The following is a 19,132-nucleotide window of genomic DNA, read 5'->3' as shown; positions in this document are numbered from 1 at the left end:
TTGACAGCCAGCGCAATTGATCGTTGACGGATGCTGAAGAAGTCTGGCAAGCCGCTCGGCATGTCCGGTTCCGGGGCGTGCTCTGGAATCAATAGGGAATGCGGTGCGGGCTTTGGCCCAATTCCGCAACTGCACCCGCAACTGTAAGCGGCGAGCAGGGCTGAAGTGCCACTGGAGTTAATCCGGGAAGGCCAGCCCAACGCTTTGACCCGCAAGTCAGGATACCTGCCGGACATGTGCCTTTGACAAAGGCACTCCTAATCGGCGACGGGATGTGCGTCGGAGCAGGATGCTTGAAAAAGCAGCTCGGCTTGGACGTCCCCGCAGTCAAAACGCATCTCGTACCGGGGTTGGTACGATGGGACAAGGACGACTATTGATGACCAAGCTGCTTTCTGCAGCCGCTGTGGCGATGGCGCTTCCAGCGATGGCAAATGCGCATTTCCTGCTGGAATACACCTCTGACACCATGATCGACGCACCGGGGAATGTTCCGGTCAAGCTGATCTTCTGGCATCCGTTCTCGAACGGGCATGTCATGGATCTGGACAAGCCGCAGGAATTCTACGTGATCCACAACGGTCAGAAAACCGACCTGCTGGACACTCTGGAACCCGTGCGTTTCACCGGCGGCGAAAACGAAGGCGCGGCATTCAAGGGTTATGTTCCCGTCAAACGGTCGGGCGACTATGTGCTGGTGACAGTTCCCCAGCCCTATTATGAGGAATCCGAGGATATCTATATCCAGCAGATCGCCAAGGCATTCCTGAACCGCAACGAACTGCCGACCGACTGGATGAACCCGGTGGGCTTGCCGGTTGAGATCATCCCGCTCAACAAACCGACCAACATCATCGCGGGTTCGACCTTTACGGGTCGGGTTATGGCCGAAGGCCAACCGGTTGCGGGTGCCGAGATCGAGATCGAGTACATGGCCGCAGAACCGGACATGGAAAGCACGGCTGCTTCGGCCCCGACCGTCTCGCCGTTGCCGGGTGGTGCATTGGTCGCAACTTCGGATGATAACGGGTATTTCACGTTCGGCGTTCCGAAAGCCGGATATTGGGGTTTTGCAGCGCTCGGCGCCGGTCCCGTGACCGAACACAACGGCAAAGAACTCAGCCAGGACGCGGTCATCTGGATCCGCGCCTGGGATTTGGAGTAACCGTAGATGCATATCGTTGACGGAGCCTTGTCCAACCCGGTTGTGATCGGCGGTGCCGTCGCTGCGGCGGGTGGAATTGCCATGGGCCTCAGGTCGCTGGATCTTGATCGCATCCCCACTGCGGGGGTGCTGTCAGCCAGCTTTTTCGTGGCATCGCTGATCCATGTTCCTATTGGTCCGTCGTCGGTGCACCTGATCCTCAACGGTATGGCCGGGCTTTTGCTGGGGTGGGCCGCATTCCCGGCCCTGTTCGTCGGGCTTTTGCTGCAAGCCGTCTTCTTTGGCTTTGGCGGGTTGACGGTATTGGGGATCAACACCCTGAACATCGCGTTGCCCGCGGTTCTGGCCGGACTGATCTTTAGCCGCCTGATCGCCCGCGGCTCACCGCTGCAAGGTGCGATATGGGGCGGGGTCGGCGGTGCCTTTGCCATTGCCGCCACAACCGGCATGGTTGCGTTTTCACTGGCCTTGTCCGGGGATGCCTTCCTGCCTGCGGCTAAGATTGTTTTCTTTGCACATATTCCTGTCATGGCGATTGAGGCGATCCTGACCGGGTTCGCGGTTTTGCTGGCGCGCAAGGTCAAGCCCGAGCTGTTTGTCAAACGAGCGGTCGCATGAGGTATCTGGCAATCATTCTGGCGCTGTGCTGCGCACCCCTACCTGCCTTGGCGCATAAGGTCATAGCCGGAGTGTTTAAATCCGGTGACGCCATCGAAGGCGAAATCGGCTTTTCCAACGGCGACATGGCAAGCGATACCGAGGTCATCGTCAACGGCCCGGACGGAGCCGAGCTGGGCCGTATCGTAACAGATGTAGACGGGTTTTTTATCTACACGCCAAACGCGCCGGTGGCCCATACATTCTTTGCAAACCTTGGTGCCGGACATGTGGCCGAGGTCACCATGCCCGCTGCGGATGTCGCCCGGATCATGGGCGTTGAAGCGGAACCTGATACCCCGCCAACAAACGCACCTGCCCAGACAGCGGCGGTGCTCAGCACTGAACAACAACAGGTCATTGCCAGGGCCGTGCGGGATGAGCTGCGCCCGCTGCGTCGGGAAATCGCGGCTTACCGCGAACAAAATGATCTGCAAACTGTTCTGGGTGGGATCGGATATATTGTCGGTCTGTTTGGTCTGGGCTTTTACTTTGCGGCACGCCGCAAGCTGGCGGCCTGATGGCGCATGTTCTGGGACAACAGGAAAGCACGCTGGTCAAAGCGGGCGCGCAGCGGCGCGGCGCGATCAACCCGCTTGATCCTAGGATGCGGATCGTTATGGCGGTTGTCTTCGCGGTGGTGACAGTGGCGGTGTCCTCGCTGACAGCGCTGTGCGCGGCTCTGGCGGTGTCCCTTTCGCTTCTTGCCGCGTCGCGTCTGCCCTGGCGGAAGACATTGAAACGCATGGCCATGATGGACGGGTTCATCCTGTTCATGCTGGTGTTGTTGCCATTCTCCATGCCCGGCGACCCGATGTTTACGCTCTGGGGGTTTCCCGCAAGCTGGCAGGGCTTCTGGAAAGCGGTCGAGATCGCCTTGACGGCCAACGCGGTCATCCTGTCCATTATGGTGCTGGTCGGCACGATGGAGCCGGTCACGCTTGGCCACGCCCTGCACCGCCTGCGCTGCCCCGAAAAGCTGGTTCACCTTTTGATGTTCACCATCCGATATATCGAGGTTCTGCGGGAAGAATACCTGCGCCTGCGCGCGGCCATGAAAGTGCGCGGCTTTCGCCCGGCAACAAACTGGCACACCTATCGCAGCTTTGGCTATCTCGTGGGCATGATGCTGGTGCGCGCGATCGAAAGATCCGAACGCATTCTTGATGCGATGAAATGCCGGGGGTTTTCAGGCCGTATGCTGTTGCTTCAGGACTTTACCCTGACCCGAAGGGACATCGTTTTTGCCGCAGGTCTTGGTGCTCTTTGCGCGGGTCTGATCATACTGGATTTGGCATGACACTGATTGCGCTTGAAGAAATCTGCTTTGCCTACGCCGGTCAGCCACCCGTTCTTGACGGTGCCAGCCTCAGCCTGTCCGCTGGTCAACGCTTGTCGCTGACGGGCCCGAACGGGGCAGGAAAATCGACCTTGCTGCGCATTACGCTTGGCTTGCAGCGCGCACAGTCCGGCACGGTCAGGATCTTTGGTCAGCAAAGGGTGCATGAGGCTGATTTTCACGACGTGCGCCGCCGGGTGGGCCTTGTGTTTCAGGATGCGGATGATCAGTTGTTCTGCCCGACCGTCGCCGAGGATATCGCCTTTGGCCCGCTCAACCTGGGCAGAACACGCGACGAAGCACTTGCCATCGTTGAAAACGTATTAGGTGATCTGGACCTGATGCATCTGAAGAACCGCATCACCCACAAATTGTCAGGGGGTGAAAAACGGCTGGTTACGCTGGCGACCGTTCTGGCGATGGAGCCCGAGGTTCTGCTGCTTGATGAACCCACCAACGCGCTGGACCCACGGAACGAGGCCCGGCTGCTGGAAATCCTCCGGGCATTGCCGCAAGCGATCCTTCTTGTTAGCCATTCCCCGGCCTTCCGCGCCGAACTGGCACCGGATGCGCTGGATTTGCGAGACGGAAAACTGGTTGCTGTCTGACAGGACCAATACGTGTTCAGCTGTTCCGCTTTCGGCTCATAAGCCCATATCTGACTGCCCATGCGCGAAACGATAGGCGTCTGCGACGGTCCTGTTTCACCGGGTGTTTCGACTGCGCGCCACCTTTTCGGTTGAACTCGAAAACGTCGATGATGCGCTCGGCGCAACCGCAGGCTTCGCCCATGCCAACTTTGGCAAAGTAGAATTTTTCGAAACGTTCCGGGTTTCGCATGGCACCCCTCCTGTTCAAGCGTAACTCCAAAAGCCAAGTGCCGCCAAATCACTTTGTTGCGGATGCAGAGGGGGTCCTATGGCGCGGCAAAGGTGCTTCCCGTCCAGACATTGTCCAGTTGATTGAAAACCGGCGAGGTGATGAGCATCTCGGCAGGGTACAGCAATTGCAGCTCATCCGCGAACCGCGTGACGCCGGGTACAAGCCCGGTGATGTTCTGCCACGCGGCCCAGCTGCCGGGATCGGACAGGCTGGTGGGATTGCCGGGATCAGCCGCCTGGTGCCAACCGGCCGCATTCAGGATCGGCGAAAGGGCAAAGCGCGCATCGTTGCTGTCAACCTCGGAACAGGCAGCAGCATCGCATTCCCAGCTTGTCCAGTCTGCCGCCGCGATGGTCCCGGCAATCGGGGCGGCGGCGTCGATGACCCGTGCCAGAACCTCGAACCCGCCACCCGCAGTCGGACGGCTGAGCGACAGCGGGTCGGTGGCCACGGCATGCAGCGCCGCGGTCGGTGCCAGGCTGAGGGTTCGACCGATCAAAGCCAGCTGTGCGATGCCGTCGGTCACCGGGCCTGATCCGGCGGCCGGAAGGACCCTGACAGGTGTCAGGATCGGCACCGCACCGCCACGTATCGCGATCTCCTGCAACGCATTGTCGAAGGCCGGAACGAAATCACTGCGGATCGTATAGCTCAGCGGGAAACTGGCCTGCTGCGGACCAACGGGCCTTGCACCGTCGCGGGTGATGAAAGACATCGGCGGAACGGCACCCGGTTGCGGCAGCGAAATCTGCGGTCCCGCGATACCCAAAGCGGCCGCGATCATGCGAGCGCGCTGTTCGGCCTCACCATACTCGCTCAGCAGATTGATATAGCCGCCGATCTCGGTGATGTTGCGCGGCGCAGGGATGCGCGAAGGGGCAATATCGCCCGCAATGGCCAGCCTATGGGCAATCACCTCACGGGCGCGCTGGATCGCCGGAGAGTTGGTCGTTTCAAGAATGTTGATGATCGCCTCGGCAAGGCTTTCATCAATTCCCGGTTTGTCCGTCACATTTGTGCTCGTGTCACTCATTGTCGTCCTCCGCAGGGGCGTTCAGGCCATTGAGGAAATCCAGCACCGACTGGCTGCCAGCCTTGGTCGCGCTGCCGTCATCGGCATCCGCGTTCGCCTTGGTGAAGGCCCCGAAAAGCTTGGCCAGAAGCAGTGTGTTGGACGGGTTGGCCAAAGCCGCAGCCCCGCCGGGGAAATCCTTGAACAGGTTTTGCGTAAAGGCTGCCCGGTTGCCGTCTGCCTGTCCGCCAATCAATGCGGCGACACCCGAGGCGTTCTTGGCGATATCCTCAAACCCCTTGATCTTGTCGGCGTTGCTGGCATCGAACGCCTTTTTGTCAGCGGCGGCTTTCTTGGCCTCTTCCTCTTTGCGGGCGGCAGCGATTTCCTGACCTTTACCCGCAAGTTCCGTGGCCTTTCCAACCAGTTCTTTCGTCAGATCCGTTGCCGTGTCGATGGCCTTGTCTCGCCCCGCAGCGACCGATTGCGTTTCAAGCGCAAGCTGGGCTTGCAGTTCCTTCAGGCCCGTAAGATCGGTTCCCGCCCGCGCAAGATCAGGCGCGGCCTTGAGGATTTCGGCCAGTTGCGACGTGGGCACAGCCTGTCCGGTGCCAATGTCGCCCCCTGCAATGGTCAGCGTGTTCGAAGGCTGGTTGTTCGGCAGGTCTGACGGCGCACGTGTACCAAAGATGGCGTCACTGTCAGCAGGCAGGACCGGCGCGTCGCCAACCGGTGGCGGTGTCGGGCTGTCCTGCCAGTTCCAGAAGCGGCGATGGTCGATCATCTCGCAGGAATTGCAGCGGCCCAGAACGGCCTCGCCCAACAGGCCCCTGGTCGGCAGTGAAATCGTGCGGCGCGGTGGCCTGAAATCCTCACGGTGGAAGGCCAGCAGGCTGTCCTGAATATCACCGGTCCGCATCTCCATCCGGTCGGCCAGATCGGGCGGGATCGAGAAGGGCATGATCATGGCATTGCCATAGAACCCCAACACCTTGTTCTGGACGGTGCTGAGCAGCGATATCTCGCTTGAGGCATCGTCCAGCCCGCCTTCCGGTACCCCGATGGTGAAGCGTTCCAGCAGGATCGCACGTTCTTCGTCCGTCATGCTGGCCCAGATCACGCGGGAATAGCGAACGGTGTTGGCCACAACATGCTGGTACATCTCTTCGATGCGGCGCAGATCCCGGCGTGACAGAACGTCCGGCACCTCCTGCACGGAATAGGGCAGGGTGGCAGGCAACGCCTGGAACGTATTGTCATCAACAACGGTCTGGGCGTTTTCATTCATACGCGCCTCGAACTCACTGACCATGGGCGGACCCACCAGATCGTCAAAGTCCGAGCCCGAGATGGTAGTGCGAAGGCTGCGGTTGATATTGCGGGTGGCCCGGTCCAGATCGTCAGCGTCTTCCAGATTGGCCAGATGTTCCCAGATGTTGAAAATGTTGATGGGATCCGGACCAGTGTAGAACGAATAGGCAAACGAGCCCGTCCGCCTGCGCAGCTCGACACGGGCGATATCCGACCGCTCGACCGAACGGGGCAAAGCCACAGACCCGGTATAGGTCCGGCGCTTGGTCGGATCACGCCGCGCATCAGCCAGCCGGACAAGCAGGTTCTCGCGTGTTTCCGCTGGCAGGTCATGCAGGTTGTCGATGTCTATCGGCGATCCGGTCAGCGGCACAGGTCCGACCCGGTCGCCATCCTGCGTGAAAATCACAACAGAAATGTCATCATTGGGCATGAACGTGCCCTGCGCCTCGAAACTGACGATGTCCTGTGCGACACCGGGCGCGTTCTGCGGTGTTGCGTCCTTGTCCGCATAAAACTCTTCCAGCAGCTTCAGTGCGCTGCGGAATCTGCGGCGGTTTCGGAACACGCGCCGGAACACTTCGGCATGGCGCAGGATGACCTTGTACCGGCTCAGCAATCCGGACCGGGTGACATTGCCCGGCAACTGATCGCCTTGCCCCAGACGGCGGAAGCGGATGAGTTGCATGGGCACAAAGACCACCAACTGCACGCCCTCGATACGCGTTTCCAAGGAAAAGTCGCGCAGGACTTCGAACCATTGCATGGTCATTGCGTGGCAATGATTGCGGTTGGCCACGAATTTCGTTGTGGCCGTTCGCCGATCCGTCGCAGTTGCTGTGCGCACACTGGTCCGTGCCGAGTTGCGCTTGACCGAAGCCGCCCGTTCAAGCGCGGCAGAGAATGTCTCATGCGTGTCGGACAGAAAATCGCGCGATGTGTTCTGCGTGTTGGACGAATTGCCGGAAGAATTCGAACTGGACCGTGCACCGCTGAAGCCCACGCCGCCGACGATGGCCCCGATGCCTCCGAACAGGCCGCCACCAACGCCACCTGCGCCCCCGAAGCTCTTTGAAAAAGCGCGGGTCGAAAACGAAGACGTACCCTGAATTACCTCATCCAGCGCGCTTTCAAACGTACTGTCAAAGGACGTGTCGCGGGCTTCCTCGAATTCCTGTTGTTCTTCAAATGTCAGGCTCTCTCGTTCACGTACGCTCAGTGTTTCGCGCTGTTCCGACACGACAATCCGCTGCTCTTCTCCGGGGGCAAGCGGTAGGGAATAGACCAGCCGACCCAAAGACATGCCAGCGTGGACAGCCGTCGACCGCATCTTGGCAATATACCCAAGCGCAAGGCTCGACGCTTTGGGCACATCCTGAGGCCGTTCCTCAAGATCTTCAAAGAAGTCTTCAATATCAATGGGTTCGTCAATCGGAATCCGGTCTCGAAAATCCCAATCACCCCCGTCATTGTTAAACGCCGCCAGAAGCGTTTCGGCTGACAGATTGGCCTGAGCAAAGGCTGTGCCCGGGATAGTCGTCACAAAGCGGCCCCCACCTATGGGGCGCGTTCGAACGATATTCTTGGGCCCGACGAGGGGATCAATCAGCCGGTACAAAACCGAATAGCGCCGCCGTGAAACCGTGCCGCCTTCGGTTCGGTACTCCGACGCGCAATCGCCCTCGCCCAGCACGATAGGGGCCTGCGAACCGGTGAAATCGGATATGTTTTCTTCAGCATCCTCGGGATCCACAGGCAAGATATCGGCCAGCTCGCCGACGATCGAACGCTGCAAAGGCAGGAGCGTGCGATCCAGCACCACAAGGCCCATTTCGCCGTCCAGCGCGTCAACGCGCGGCACGGCTTCTGTCAGGGTGGTGTTTTGACCCCTGATCCGCAACCGCAGGCCGTTCTGTGGCAGGCGAAGATTGGGCAGATCAAGCGAGAAGATCCCGCGCGCGTCCGTGACGGCGGCTTTGACAGCCCACGAGAAATCCGCGTTGTCGATCCCTTCATTGGCGTTAAAGGTGGGGCGCAGGACCTCGACGATCACACGTTCGGCAGGGGTCCCGTCCGGGTTGATCAGTTCCCCCCGCAGTTTCGGGGCAAGGGTGTGAACGACCGCCCCCAGAAAGCCTCCGGCCAGATCTTCGCGAATGGTTGCAAGCTGGCGAAAAACCGCGCCTGTCGACTGAACACGCCGGTCGACCAGATCGTTGATCACTTCTGTGGACAGCTCAATTCCGACGCCACGGCGCAATGCCTTGAGCTTTTCCGCCTCAACCCGCTTCAGATCTTCAACAGCTTGCGCACCAGCCGCGACAGTGCCGGAAATTTCCGCTGATATCGATGGGTTTGGCCGAAGATTTGGTAGGGACAGCGTTATGCGCGGGGGCTCACTGCTGGAGTCGGACATGAACGTCACCTCTCGAGAAAGAGCTGAAAAAACGAGATGTCAGAAAAATAAGTCAAATCATTAAAGGTGACCCAAGGTAACATGTCTGGGGGATTCGCGGAAGCAACGCAGGGTTGTACCCGCTGCAACGCGCGGCAAAGCGCTCAGGGCAAGCGTAGTGTCTCTTGCCGCTGACGGTATCCAGAATTAGTCAGGGCCAGAGGAAAAACCTGTCGGGAAACACCAGAACCCAGATCGCCTTTGGTCTAGTTTCGCGACTGCTGAGAGGAATAGAAATACGCAATGGCCTGCGTGCGGTTTTTGACACTCAGCTTTTCATAGATGTTGGACAGGTGGAACTTGACCGTGTTGGTCGAAATCTGAAGTTCCTTTGACAAATCCCGGTTCGACATTCCCTGGGCCAGCGCCTCCAGAATTGCGCGTTCCTTACGCGACAGGCTCTGGATTGGGTCCTGTTGCATCTTCCGGATATCGATGAACGGGAATACCATCTTACCCGCTGCCACTTTGGCGCAGGTTTCCAGCAGACCCTCAACCTCGCCCGTGCGGGCGGCAAATCCAGCCGCACCCGCCTGCATCGCCAATCGCGGGACATCGCCGCCAGTGTCGCCATAAACGACAAAGCGCGGGGCGTTGGGCTGATCGCGCAGAACCTCGATCAGTTTAGCGGCCCCCAAAACCGGAAGTGTCCAGTCGACGACACCGACCTGAACGGGAACCCGCATCACCGTTCCCAGAAACCCTTCGGCCGTTGCTGACGTGGCCATCAGCGAGAATCGGGGGTCCCGCTCGAATATTTCGGACATGGCCGACAGAACCAGCGGGTTGCCGTCCGCCAGCATGATGTCGATAGGTTTGTTCGGTGTCTCAACCATATGATTTTGCCCCGATTTTGGAAAAACCTACCCATAAGGATAGGGCATTTCTTTGTATACCTTCGTACTTTTACCAAAATGGGTAGGTATTGCCCCACCCTATTAGCCATCCAAAAGCAGTAGTAAGTTACGTTGCGTCATAAGGCAAGCTCGCGTTTCCTGCTCGGTAACTTGACACAACGGGCCGCAATGCCCGGCCAACAGCCGAGGATGCCAGACCATGACTTTTCAGATTTTCCCTCCGCTCGAAATCCCTCAGACCCTCGCTGCGGGGCCGGGGCCGGGTAACACGGATGCCCGCGTCCTCAAGGCCTTTGCCAATGCAGGCGTTGCCGATCACATGCAGGGGGACGTCCTTAGGGGGATGGTCGAATGCAAGCACATGCTGCGGAAAATCTGGGGTACCCAAAACGCCTATACCTTTGCTGTTGCCGGCACCGGTTGGAGCGCCCTGGACACCATGTTTTCAGCTGTCATGCCAGGCGACAAAGTCGTTGCTTTTGCCAACGGCACATTCTCGGGGATCGACGCGCTGACCCTGCGGATCAAGGCGGCGACGCCTGAAGAACATGCCGCCAACCCGATGGCGCCTCAGGCTGCCAGCGTCACCGTGATCGAGGTTCCGCACGGCCAGCCGGTCACCGGTGATCTGGTCGAGGCGACACTTGCGCAGCACAAACCGAAATGGGCTTTCATGGCGCATTGGGAAACCGGATCGGGTCGCATCAATGACCTGCGCGGATTTTCCGACGCGTGCGAACGTCATGGCGCGATGGGTCTGATCGATGCGGTGTCGTCTCTGGGCGTCGATGACTTCTCGATAGACGATTTTCCAGGTATCGCCGGATGGGCGTCCTGCCCGCAGAAAGGTCTGTGTTGCCTGCCGCTGACCTATGCCCCAGTCAGCTTTACCGACGCCTATATCGCGTCACTCAGAACCACCGGCGCCTATACCTATGTGCACAATCCCATCTTTGAGGCCCGCCATTGGGGCATTGTCGATGGGCAGGATGTTGAAAAGGGCACCTATCACCGCACCCATTCGGGCTACGCCGTTGCGGCCTTCCATGAATCCCTGCGCCTGACCCTTCAGGAAGGTCTGGCCAAGCGGTCCGCGTCGTACAAGACGCACGAGAAGGTTCTGCGGGACGCCGTCACCGAAATGGGCTGCGAGGTCACCTCCGACATGCCCAGCCTGATCGTGCTGAACCTGCCCCCGGAACTGGCTGGCCGCGAGATGGAACTGGTCCAGAACTGCCGCGCGCGTGGGTTTGGCATCTGGCCGACGCTCAGCGAACCCGTGCAGGTGCGCATCGGCATCCTCAACCAATTGAACCGCGACGCCGTCAGCCGGATTGTGCGCCTGTTCGCCGAAGCCATCCGAGAGCTGGGCGGAACGGTCGACCAAGACGCAATCGAAGACCTGCTGGAAAGCCGTTACGGCACCTCAATCGCTGCATAAACAGGAGCGGATCAGATGGATATTCACGAATACCAGGCAAAGGAAATTCTTTCGAATTTCGGTGTCGCCATACCATCCGGCGCACTGGCCTACAGTCCGGAACAAGCGGCCTATCGGGCGCGTGAGCTGGGCGGTGACAAATGGATCGTCAAGGCGCAGGTCCATGCAGGCGGTCGCGGCAAGGCCGGAGGGGTCAAGCTGTGCAACACCGAAAACGAAATCTATCAGGCCTGCGATGATCTGTTTGGCCGCAAGCTGGTCACGCACCAGACCGGCCCCGAAGGCAAAGGCATCTATCGCGTCTATGTCGAAGCCGCCGTGCCGATTGATCGCGAGATCTATCTGGGTTTTGTCCTCGACCGGTCCAGCCAAAGGGTGATGATCGTGGCCTCGTCCGAGGGCGGGATGGAGATCGAGGATATCTCGGCTGACCGCCCGGAAAGCATCGTCCGCTCCATCGTGGAGCCGGCGGTTGGGCTTCAGGAGTTTCAAGCGCGCGAGATCGCATTCAATCTGGGGCTTGAACCCAGGCTGATCCAGCAAATGGTGCGTACATTGCAAGGCTGCTACGCCGCCTTTAGCGAGCTGGACGCGACAATGGTCGAGATCAACCCGTTGGTCATCACGGGTGACGACCGGGTGCTGGCGCTTGACGCCAAGATGAGCTTTGACGACAACGCCCTGTTCCGCCATCCGCAAATCTCTGAACTGCGTGACAAAAGCCAGGAAGACCCGCGCGAAAGCCGCGCGGCCGACCGCGGATTGTCCTATGTCGGGCTGGACGGAAATATCGGCTGCATCGTCAACGGTGCCGGTCTGGCGATGGCCACGATGGACACGATCAAGCTGGCCGGTGGCGAGCCTGCAAACTTCCTCGACATCGGGGGCGGGGCTTCGCCAGAACGTGTGGCCAAGGCATTTCGTCTGGTCCTGTCGGACGACAATGTTCAGGCCATTCTGGTCAACATCTTCGCCGGTATCAACCGCTGCGACTGGGTGGCCGAGGGTGTCGTTCAGGCCCTGCGGGAACTTGACCTCGACCTGCCCGTCGTTGTGCGGCTGGCTGGGACAAATGTCGAAGAGGGCCAGAAGATTCTGGCCAAATCCGGCCTGCCGATCATTCGCGCCTCAACGCTGATGGAGGCGGCAGAACGCGCTGTTGGCGCATGGAAAAACGACCTTACTCAAGGCACCAAGATGAGGGCTGTGAAATGAGCATTCTTCTCGACCGTGACTCGCGCGTCATCGTGCAGGGCATTACCGGCCGCATGGCTCGGTTTCATACCAAGGACATGTTGAACTATGGCACCAATGTCGTGGGCGGTGTCGTACCCGGCAAGGGTGGGGAAACCGTCGAGGGTGTTCCGGTCTTTGACACCGTCAAACAGGCTGTCGAGGCGACCGGCGCGGATGCCAGCCTTGTTTTCGTACCCCCGCCATTTGCGGCTGATTCAATCATGGAAGCCGCAGATGCCGGTATCCGCTACTGCGTCTGTATCACCGACGGGATTCCGGCGCAGGACATGATCCGGGTGAAGCGGTACATGTACCGCTATCCGAAAGAGAAACGCATGGTGCTGACCGGGCCGAACTGTGCCGGTACGATCTCGCCCGGAAAGGCGTTGCTGGGCATCATGCCGGGTCACATCTATCTGCCCGGCCATGTCGGCATTATCGGCCGCTCGGGCACGCTGGGCTATGAGGCTGCGGCGCAACTGAAAGAACGCGGCATCGGTGTCTCGACCAGTGTCGGGATTGGTGGCGACCCGATCAACGGGTCATCCTTTAAGGACATCCTTAAGCGCTTCGAAAAGGACGAGGACACCCATGTCATCGCCATGATCGGCGAGATCGGTGGCCCGCAGGAAGCTGAAGCAGCGGAATACATCCGCGACCACATCACCAAACCGGTGATTGCCTATGTCGCGGGTCTGACCGCCCCGAAAGGCCGCACGATGGGCCACGCGGGTGCGATCATCTCGGCCTTTGGCGAAAGCGCCAGCGAGAAGGTCGAGATCCTGTCCGCCGCCGGGGTGACCGTTGCCGAAAACCCCGCTGTGATCGGTGAAACAATTGCCCGTGTGATGGAGGCCGCGTGATGGTCAAACCCTCGGTTCTTGTGACCCGTCGCTGGCCTGCCGCCGTCGAGGCGCAGCTGGCCGAGAATTACAACGCTGTTCTGAACACCGGGGACAAACCCATGTCCCCGGCCGAAATCCGGCAAGCCTTGAAAACTTATGACGCGGTGCTGCCAACTGTAACGGACATACTGAGCGCCGAGGCAATGGACGTCCCTGGTGCGCAGACCAAAATACTGGCCAATTACGGTGTCGGATACAGCCACATCTGCGAACCTTCGGCGCGTGAGCTGGGCATGACCGTGACCAACACGCCCGATGTTCTGTCCGAATGCACCGCCGATATCGCCATGACCCTGCTGCTGATGGTGGCGCGGCGCGCGGGCGAAGGTGAGCGCGAGCTGCGGTCCGGCACCTGGACCGGATGGCGGCCCACGCATCTGGTTGGAACCAAGGTCAGCGGCAAAACGCTGGGCATTATCGGCTATGGCCGCATCGGGCAAGAGATGGCCCGCCGTGCGCATCATGGCTTTGGTATGGACATCCTCGTCTACAACCGCAGTCAGATAGCGCCGGATGTGCTGGCCAGGTGCAATGCAACGCAGGTGGCCTCGATTGACGACTTGCTGCCGCAATGCGACTTCGTCTCGCTGCATTGCCCCGGCGGGGCTGAAAACCGGCATCTGATCAACGCGCGCAGACTGGGCCTGATGAAGCCCGACGCCTTTCTGATCAACACCGCGCGCGGTGAGGTGATCGACGAATGGGCGCTGATACAGGCGCTGATGTTCGAGATGATCGGCGGGGCCGCGCTGGACGTGTTCGATGGTGAACCCCGTATCAGCCCGGACCTGCTGCAATGCGACAACCTCGTGATGCTCCCGCATCTGGGCAGCGCCACCCGCGAAGCGCGCGAGGCGATGGGGTTTCGGGTTCTCGATAACCTGAATGATTTCTTTGAAGGCCGCGAACCCCGGGACCGCGTGATCTGATGCAAGCGCTGGCCCCGAATATGCAGCCCACCCCCAACCCCTCGGGCTATGCCGAAGGGTTGCGCTCGGAATTGCGGGCGTTGTGGCGGAACATATTGCTGAAACGGGCACCACACGTGGCGGCATGGGCCGAGGCCACGCCGCTGCAACCCATACCCACGGGACCCGAGGCAACGCCGTATTTGCAGGCCCTTTCTATCTGGTTCCAACTGTTGTGCATCATCGATGAAAATGCCGAGGTTCGGGACCGTCGACTGACCGAAACCCAAAACGGCGCAGAAACGGTAGACGGCGGTTTTGCCGAAGCCCTGACAGACTTGTCCCTGACCTATAGCCAGGTTGAAAAGCTGACCGCTGACCTGTGTACCGGTCCCACTCTGACCGCGCACCCGACCGAAGCCAAGCGGGTTACGGTTCTGGAAATTCACCGGCGTATCTACCGCAACCTCGTCAGTCTTGAAACGCAACGCTGGACCCCGACAGAACACGCCGAATTGCTGAATGGTCTGGAAGGAGAGATTGATCTCTTGTGGCTGACAGGCGAACTTCGCCTGTCGCGCCCAAGCCTGCACGACGAGATCGAATGGGGGTTTCAGTTCTTCCGCGATGCAATCTTTGATGCTGTCCCGCAGGTTATGGGCCGATTCGATCAGGCCTGCCTGCAAGTGCTGGGACGTACGCCGAGTGAAACTCCTGATATCCGCTTTCACAGCTGGATCGGTGGCGACCGGGATGGCAACCCGAATGTCACGACCGAGATAACCGCATTGGCGCTGAAACGCGGACGCGAAACAGTTCTGGACCTTTATCGTCAAGCTCTTGAGCGTGCCGCAAAAAGGTTGAGCATCAGCGCGCTGATATTGCCTTTACCTGAACCTGTCAGGACGCAAGTACAAGCGATAGTCGACCAGGCTCCGGTCGATGGCCGCAATCGGAACGAACCGTTCCGGCAAGCACTCAATGCCATTCGCTATCGGCTGACAAACAGCGGATATGATCACATCTCGCAATTCGTGGGCGATCTCGACACACTTGATACCGCTTTATGTGCGGTCAACGCGGATATTCTGGCGCGGCAGCACATCCGTCCGTTGCGCCGGGCCGCTTCGGTTTTCGGGTTCCGGACCACAACGCTGGACATTCGCCAGAATTCGACCGTCACAACCGACGTTCTGGCCGAAATCTGGTCGCATAACGGACAGGTGCCGGTTTACGGCACGGTCGAATGGTCTGCCCGCTTGCGAACCGAACTGGCCGATCAGAACCTGCCCTATCAAAACCGCGACGCGTTAAGCGATCAGGCGCGGGAATTGCTTGCCCTTCTGGCTCTGGTCTATGGTGTGCGATCGGGACCGGACCCCAAAGCAATAGGGCCCTTCATCCTGTCCATGACCCGTTCGGCCGACGATATTCTCGGCATCTACCTATTGGCCCGCTATGCCGGGTTTGGGTCTGAAACTCTTGATCTTTCGGTAGTCCCATTGTTCGAGACAATTGCCGATTTGCGAAATGCCCCATCGATCCTGCTCGACGTTTTGGCTGTTCCGCTTGCCCGTCGCAGCCTCAAAACCGACGGTAGAGTAATCGAGGTGATGCTGGGATATTCGGACAGCGGCAAGGACGGGGGCTATTTCTGCTCAACATGGGAGTTGGAGCGCGCCCAACGCCGGATCGTCTCGGCGCTGGCCTCGCAAGGTTTCAAGGCCACGTTTTTCCATGGTCGCGGTGGCTCGGTCAGCCGGGGCGGTGCACCGACCGGGCGCGCCATCGCCGCGCAACCCAGCGGAACAGTTGCCGGGCGGTTGCGCGTGACCGAACAGGGCGAGGTGGTTTCGGCCAAATATGCCAACCGGGGCACGGCTGCGGCGCATCTGGAGTTGTTGCTGTCAAGCACGATGCGCCATACGGCGACCCCTGACGAGGCGCCTTCACGGCCTGAATTCGATGACGCATTGGATGCTTTGTCAGAGTTGTCACAGACAGCTTATGTCTCGCTTTTGCAGATGCCGGGTTTTCTGGACTATTTCCAGCAGGCTAGCCCTGTCCAAGAACTTGCCCGCCTGAAAATGGGGTCCCGTCCGACCCGTCGGTTCGGCGCGGCCAGTCTGGACGACCTGCGGGCCATTCCATGGGTCTTTGCGTGGTCGCAGAACCGCCACCTGATCACTGGTTGGTACGGGTTCGGCACCGCCATGGCCAGTTTTCGCAAGTTTCGCGGCGCGCGCGGTGATGACGTGTTGCACGACATGTTTCGACACTCCCGCCTGTTCCGCCTCGCCGTCGATGAGATGGAAAAATCGCTCTATCAGGCGGATATGGAAATCGCAGCGCAGTATGGCGAATTGGTCTCTGATATCGAGATCCGCCAACGTGTATCGCAGGTAATCAAGGCGGAATACGATAGTGCCTGCAAAGCGACCCGGTTTCTGACAGGTGGTCAGGTCATCGGCCATCGCTTTCCCCGCCTTTGCGAGAGGTTTGACCGCAAACAGGCCGAATTGGCCCGCATTCATGCTCTTCAGGTCGAACTGCTGCAACACGCCCGCAACGAACCGCAGGCAGGGTCAGTTCCCGTGCCCCTGCTGCAATCCATGAACGCCATTTCCGCTGGTCTTGGCTGGACCGGCTAACCATTTTCAGGAGATCAAAACTGTGAACGCCCCGCATCGAACAAACGGATTTTTCACCCAGTCCTTGTCGGACCGCGATCCTGAGCTTTTTGGCTCGATCCGGTCTGAGCTGGGTCGTCAGCGCGACGAGATCGAGCTGATTGCGTCCGAGAACATCGTCTCTGCCGCCGTGATGGAGGCGCAGGGTTCGGTGATGACCAACAAATATGCCGAAGGCTACCCGGGCCGGCGCTATTACGGGGGCTGCGAGTTTGTTGATATCGCCGAGAATCTGGCCATCGACCGCGCCAAGCAGCTGTTTGGCTGTGGCTTTGCCAATGTGCAGCCGAACTCGGGCAGCCAGGCCAACCAGGGCGTGTTCCAGGCGCTGATCCAGCCCGGCGACACCATTCTGGGCATGAGCCTGGATGCCGGTGGCCACCTGACCCACGGCGCGCGACCCAACCAGTCGGGCAAGTGGTTCAACGCCGTGCAATACGGCGTGCGCCAGCAGGACAACATGCTGGACTATGATCAGGTCGAGGCGCTGGCGAAAGAGCATAACCCCAAGCTGATCATCGCGGGCGGTTCGGCCATCCCGCGTCAGATCGACTTTGCCCGCATGCGCGAGATCGCCGACATGGTCGGCGCCTATCTGCACGTGGACATGGCGCATTTCGCCGGTCTGGTTGCGGCAGGCGAGCATCCCAGCCCGTTCCCCTACGCGCATGTGGCGACCACCACCACACACAAGACCCTGCGCGGCCCACGTGGGGGCATGATCCTGACCAATGATGAAGATATCGCTAAGAAAGTGAATTCGGCGATCTTCCCCGGCATTCAGGGCGGCCCGCTGATGCATGTGATCGCGGCCAAGGCCGTGGCCTTTGGCGAGGCGCTGCGCCCCGAGTTCAAAAGCTATATCCAGCAGGTCGTGACCAATGCGCAGGCGCTCAGCGATCAGCTGATCAAGGGCGGGCTCGACACCGTGACCCACGGCACTGACACCCATGTGGTGCTGGTTGACCTGCGCCCCAAGGGCGTCAAGGGCAACGCCACCGAAAAGGCCCTGGGCCGGGCGCATATCACCTGCAACAAGAACGGCGTGCCGTTTGACCCGGAAAAGCCGACCATCACGTCGGGCATCCGCCTGGGCAGCCCCGCCGGCACCACCCGCGGCTTTGGCGAGACCGAATTCCGCCAGATCGCCGACTGGATCATCGAAGTGGTCGACGGCCTGGCAGCCAACGGCGAAGACGGCAACTCCGAAGTCGAAGCCCGCGTCCGCGCCCAGGTCGCAGATCTCTGCAACCGCTTCCCCATCTACCCGAACCTGTAAGCCGAAAGGTCCCAACCATGAGCTTTCACCCAATTGAACAAGCCCCCGCCCGCCTGAACCGCAGCGAGCTTGCCGTGCCCGGCAGCCAGCCCGGAATGTTTGAGAAGGCCGCGAAATCGGACGTGGATGTCATCTTTCTCGATCTGGAAGACGCCGTCGCGCCCGATGAAAAGGAACAGGCGCGCAGGAACATCATTCAGGCGCTGAACGAAATCGACTGGGGCAACAAGACCATGTCGGTGCGGATCAATGGTCTGGATACCCATTACATGTACCGGGATGTCGTGGATGTCGTCGAACAGGCGGGCCAGCGTCTGGACCTGATCATGATCCCAAAAGTCGGGACAGCCGCAGATGTGTATGCGGTCGACATGCTGGTGACCCAGATCGAAGACGCCAAGGGATACAAGAAACGGATCGGGTTCGAACACATCATCGAAACCGCGCTTGGTATGCAGAATGTCAGCGCGATCGCGGCCGCATCAAAGCGCAATGAAAGCCTTCATTTTGGTGTCGCGGATTATGCCGCTTCGACGCGCGCGCGAACCACAATCATCGGGGGCGTGAACCCGGACTATTCGGTTCTGACCGACCCGGATGCCGACGGAGGCCGCCTTAACCACTGGGGCGACATGTGGCACTATGCACTTGCCCGCATGGTGGTTGCGGCGCGCGCCAACGGGCTGCGTCCGATTGATGGGCCTTTTGGCGATTTTCAGGATCCCGACGGTTACAAGGCCGCGGCCAAACGCGCCGCTGTTTTGGGATGCGAGGGGAAATGGGCCATCCACCCCAGCCAGATCGCGCTGGCCAATGAGGTGATGTCACCCTCGGATGCCGAAGTCACCAAGGCACGGCGTATTCTGGTCGCCATGGCCGAGGCCGAGGCGGATGGGAAAGGCGCCGTGTCTCTGGATGGCCGTCTGATCGACTATGCCTCGATCCGTCAGGCCGAAGTGCTGGTTGAAAAGGCAAGCCAGATCGCTGCGGCCTGA

Annotated in this window: 16 protein-coding genes and 1 riboswitch; of the genes, 12 read left to right on the top strand and 4 right to left on the bottom strand. The window is 59.9% G+C overall.

Translation table 11 applies throughout. The features are described 5' to 3' along the window. Nucleotides 1-48: 48 nt before the first annotated feature. Nucleotides 49-247: riboswitch (cobalamin riboswitch) on the top strand. Nucleotides 248-379: 132 nt separating this feature from the next. Genes ACR3FC_RS18075 through ACR3FC_RS18055 form a run of 5 tightly spaced genes read left to right on the top strand, consistent with a single transcriptional unit; the run spans nucleotide 380 to nucleotide 3,769 of the window. After that, nucleotides 380-1,165 carry a DUF4198 domain-containing protein gene (locus ACR3FC_RS18075; protein ID WP_480477467.1) on the top strand — a complete coding sequence of 262 codons (786 nt, stop codon included), beginning with the start codon at nucleotides 380-382 and terminating at the stop codon, nucleotides 1,163-1,165. Nucleotides 1,166-1,171: 6 nt separating this feature from the next. Then, nucleotides 1,172-1,783: a cobalt transporter CbiM gene (gene cbiM, locus ACR3FC_RS18070; protein ID WP_480477465.1), complete on the top strand. Its 612-nt coding sequence runs from the start codon at nucleotides 1,172-1,174 to the stop codon at nucleotides 1,781-1,783. Continuing rightward, nucleotides 1,780-2,343, top strand: a complete 564-nt coding sequence (locus tag ACR3FC_RS18065; RefSeq protein WP_480477463.1) for a cobalt ABC transporter permease — start codon at nucleotides 1,780-1,782, stop codon at nucleotides 2,341-2,343. The genes cbiM and ACR3FC_RS18065 overlap by 4 nt, the downstream gene beginning before the upstream one ends. Next, nucleotides 2,343-3,122, top strand: a complete 780-nt coding sequence (cbiQ, locus tag ACR3FC_RS18060) for a cobalt ECF transporter T component CbiQ (RefSeq protein ID WP_480477461.1) — start codon at nucleotides 2,343-2,345, stop codon at nucleotides 3,120-3,122. Before ACR3FC_RS18065 ends, cbiQ begins: the two co-directional genes overlap by 1 nt. Continuing rightward, on the top strand, nucleotides 3,119-3,769 hold the full coding sequence (locus ACR3FC_RS18055) for an energy-coupling factor ABC transporter ATP-binding protein (RefSeq protein ID WP_480477459.1): 651 nt from the start codon (nucleotides 3,119-3,121) through the stop codon (nucleotides 3,767-3,769). The genes cbiQ and ACR3FC_RS18055 overlap by 4 nt, the downstream gene beginning before the upstream one ends. A gap of 16 nt (nucleotides 3,770-3,785) precedes the next feature. Here ACR3FC_RS18055 and ACR3FC_RS18050 read toward each other — a convergent pair whose 3' ends face one another. The 4 genes from ACR3FC_RS18050 to ACR3FC_RS18035 form a co-directional block, all read right to left on the bottom strand. After that, nucleotides 3,786-4,001: a hypothetical protein gene (locus ACR3FC_RS18050; RefSeq protein WP_480477457.1), complete on the bottom strand. Its 216-nt coding sequence runs from the start codon at nucleotides 3,999-4,001 to the stop codon at nucleotides 3,786-3,788. Nucleotides 4,002-4,077: 76 nt separating this feature from the next. After that, entirely contained in the window at nucleotides 4,078-5,076 is a 999-nt protein-coding gene (locus ACR3FC_RS18045; RefSeq protein ID WP_480477455.1) for a hypothetical protein, read from the bottom strand. Next, entirely contained in the window at nucleotides 5,069-8,782 is a 3,714-nt protein-coding gene (locus ACR3FC_RS18040; RefSeq protein ID WP_480477453.1) for a hypothetical protein, read from the bottom strand. Before ACR3FC_RS18040 ends, ACR3FC_RS18045 begins: the two co-directional genes overlap by 8 nt. 245 nt (nucleotides 8,783-9,027) lie before the next feature. Next, the gene (locus tag ACR3FC_RS18035; RefSeq protein ID WP_267365646.1) at nucleotides 9,028-9,657 is read right to left on the bottom strand and encodes a response regulator transcription factor; all 630 of its coding nucleotides are present in this window, start codon (nucleotides 9,655-9,657) and stop codon (nucleotides 9,028-9,030) included. A gap of 220 nt (nucleotides 9,658-9,877) precedes the next feature. Between ACR3FC_RS18035 and ACR3FC_RS18030 the strand changes: the two genes are divergently transcribed. Genes ACR3FC_RS18030 through ACR3FC_RS18000 form a run of 7 tightly spaced genes read left to right on the top strand, consistent with a single transcriptional unit; the run spans nucleotide 9,878 to nucleotide 19,132 of the window. Continuing rightward, on the top strand, nucleotides 9,878-11,119 hold the full coding sequence (locus tag ACR3FC_RS18030; RefSeq protein ID WP_480477451.1) for a pyridoxal-phosphate-dependent aminotransferase family protein: 1,242 nt from the start codon (nucleotides 9,878-9,880) through the stop codon (nucleotides 11,117-11,119). A gap of 15 nt (nucleotides 11,120-11,134) precedes the next feature. After that, nucleotides 11,135-12,334 (top strand): malate--CoA ligase subunit beta, encoded by a 1,200-nt coding sequence (locus ACR3FC_RS18025; RefSeq protein ID WP_209508189.1) that lies wholly within the window; start codon nucleotides 11,135-11,137, stop codon nucleotides 12,332-12,334. Continuing rightward, nucleotides 12,331-13,218: a succinate--CoA ligase subunit alpha gene (sucD, locus tag ACR3FC_RS18020; protein ID WP_480477448.1), complete on the top strand. Its 888-nt coding sequence runs from the start codon at nucleotides 12,331-12,333 to the stop codon at nucleotides 13,216-13,218. Before ACR3FC_RS18025 ends, sucD begins: the two co-directional genes overlap by 4 nt. After that, complete coding sequence (locus ACR3FC_RS18015; RefSeq protein ID WP_480477446.1) at nucleotides 13,218-14,189, top strand: 2-hydroxyacid dehydrogenase; 972 nt, start codon at nucleotides 13,218-13,220, stop codon at nucleotides 14,187-14,189. Before sucD ends, ACR3FC_RS18015 begins: the two co-directional genes overlap by 1 nt. Further along, on the top strand, nucleotides 14,189-16,819 hold the full coding sequence (locus ACR3FC_RS18010; RefSeq protein ID WP_480477444.1) for a phosphoenolpyruvate carboxylase: 2,631 nt from the start codon (nucleotides 14,189-14,191) through the stop codon (nucleotides 16,817-16,819). Before ACR3FC_RS18015 ends, ACR3FC_RS18010 begins: the two co-directional genes overlap by 1 nt. Nucleotides 16,820-16,841: 22 nt before the next feature. Then, the gene (gene glyA, locus ACR3FC_RS18005; RefSeq protein ID WP_480477442.1) at nucleotides 16,842-18,137 is read left to right on the top strand and encodes a serine hydroxymethyltransferase; all 1,296 of its coding nucleotides are present in this window, start codon (nucleotides 16,842-16,844) and stop codon (nucleotides 18,135-18,137) included. Between the two features lie 17 nt (nucleotides 18,138-18,154). Continuing rightward, nucleotides 18,155-19,132 carry an HpcH/HpaI aldolase/citrate lyase family protein gene (locus ACR3FC_RS18000; RefSeq protein WP_480477440.1) on the top strand — a complete coding sequence of 326 codons (978 nt, stop codon included), beginning with the start codon at nucleotides 18,155-18,157 and terminating at the stop codon, nucleotides 19,130-19,132.

The organism is Ruegeria sp. AF3 (assembly GCF_056536285.1).
Note: the sequence above shows the minus strand (reverse complement) of the source record. Positions and strands in the feature narration are given on the sequence as shown.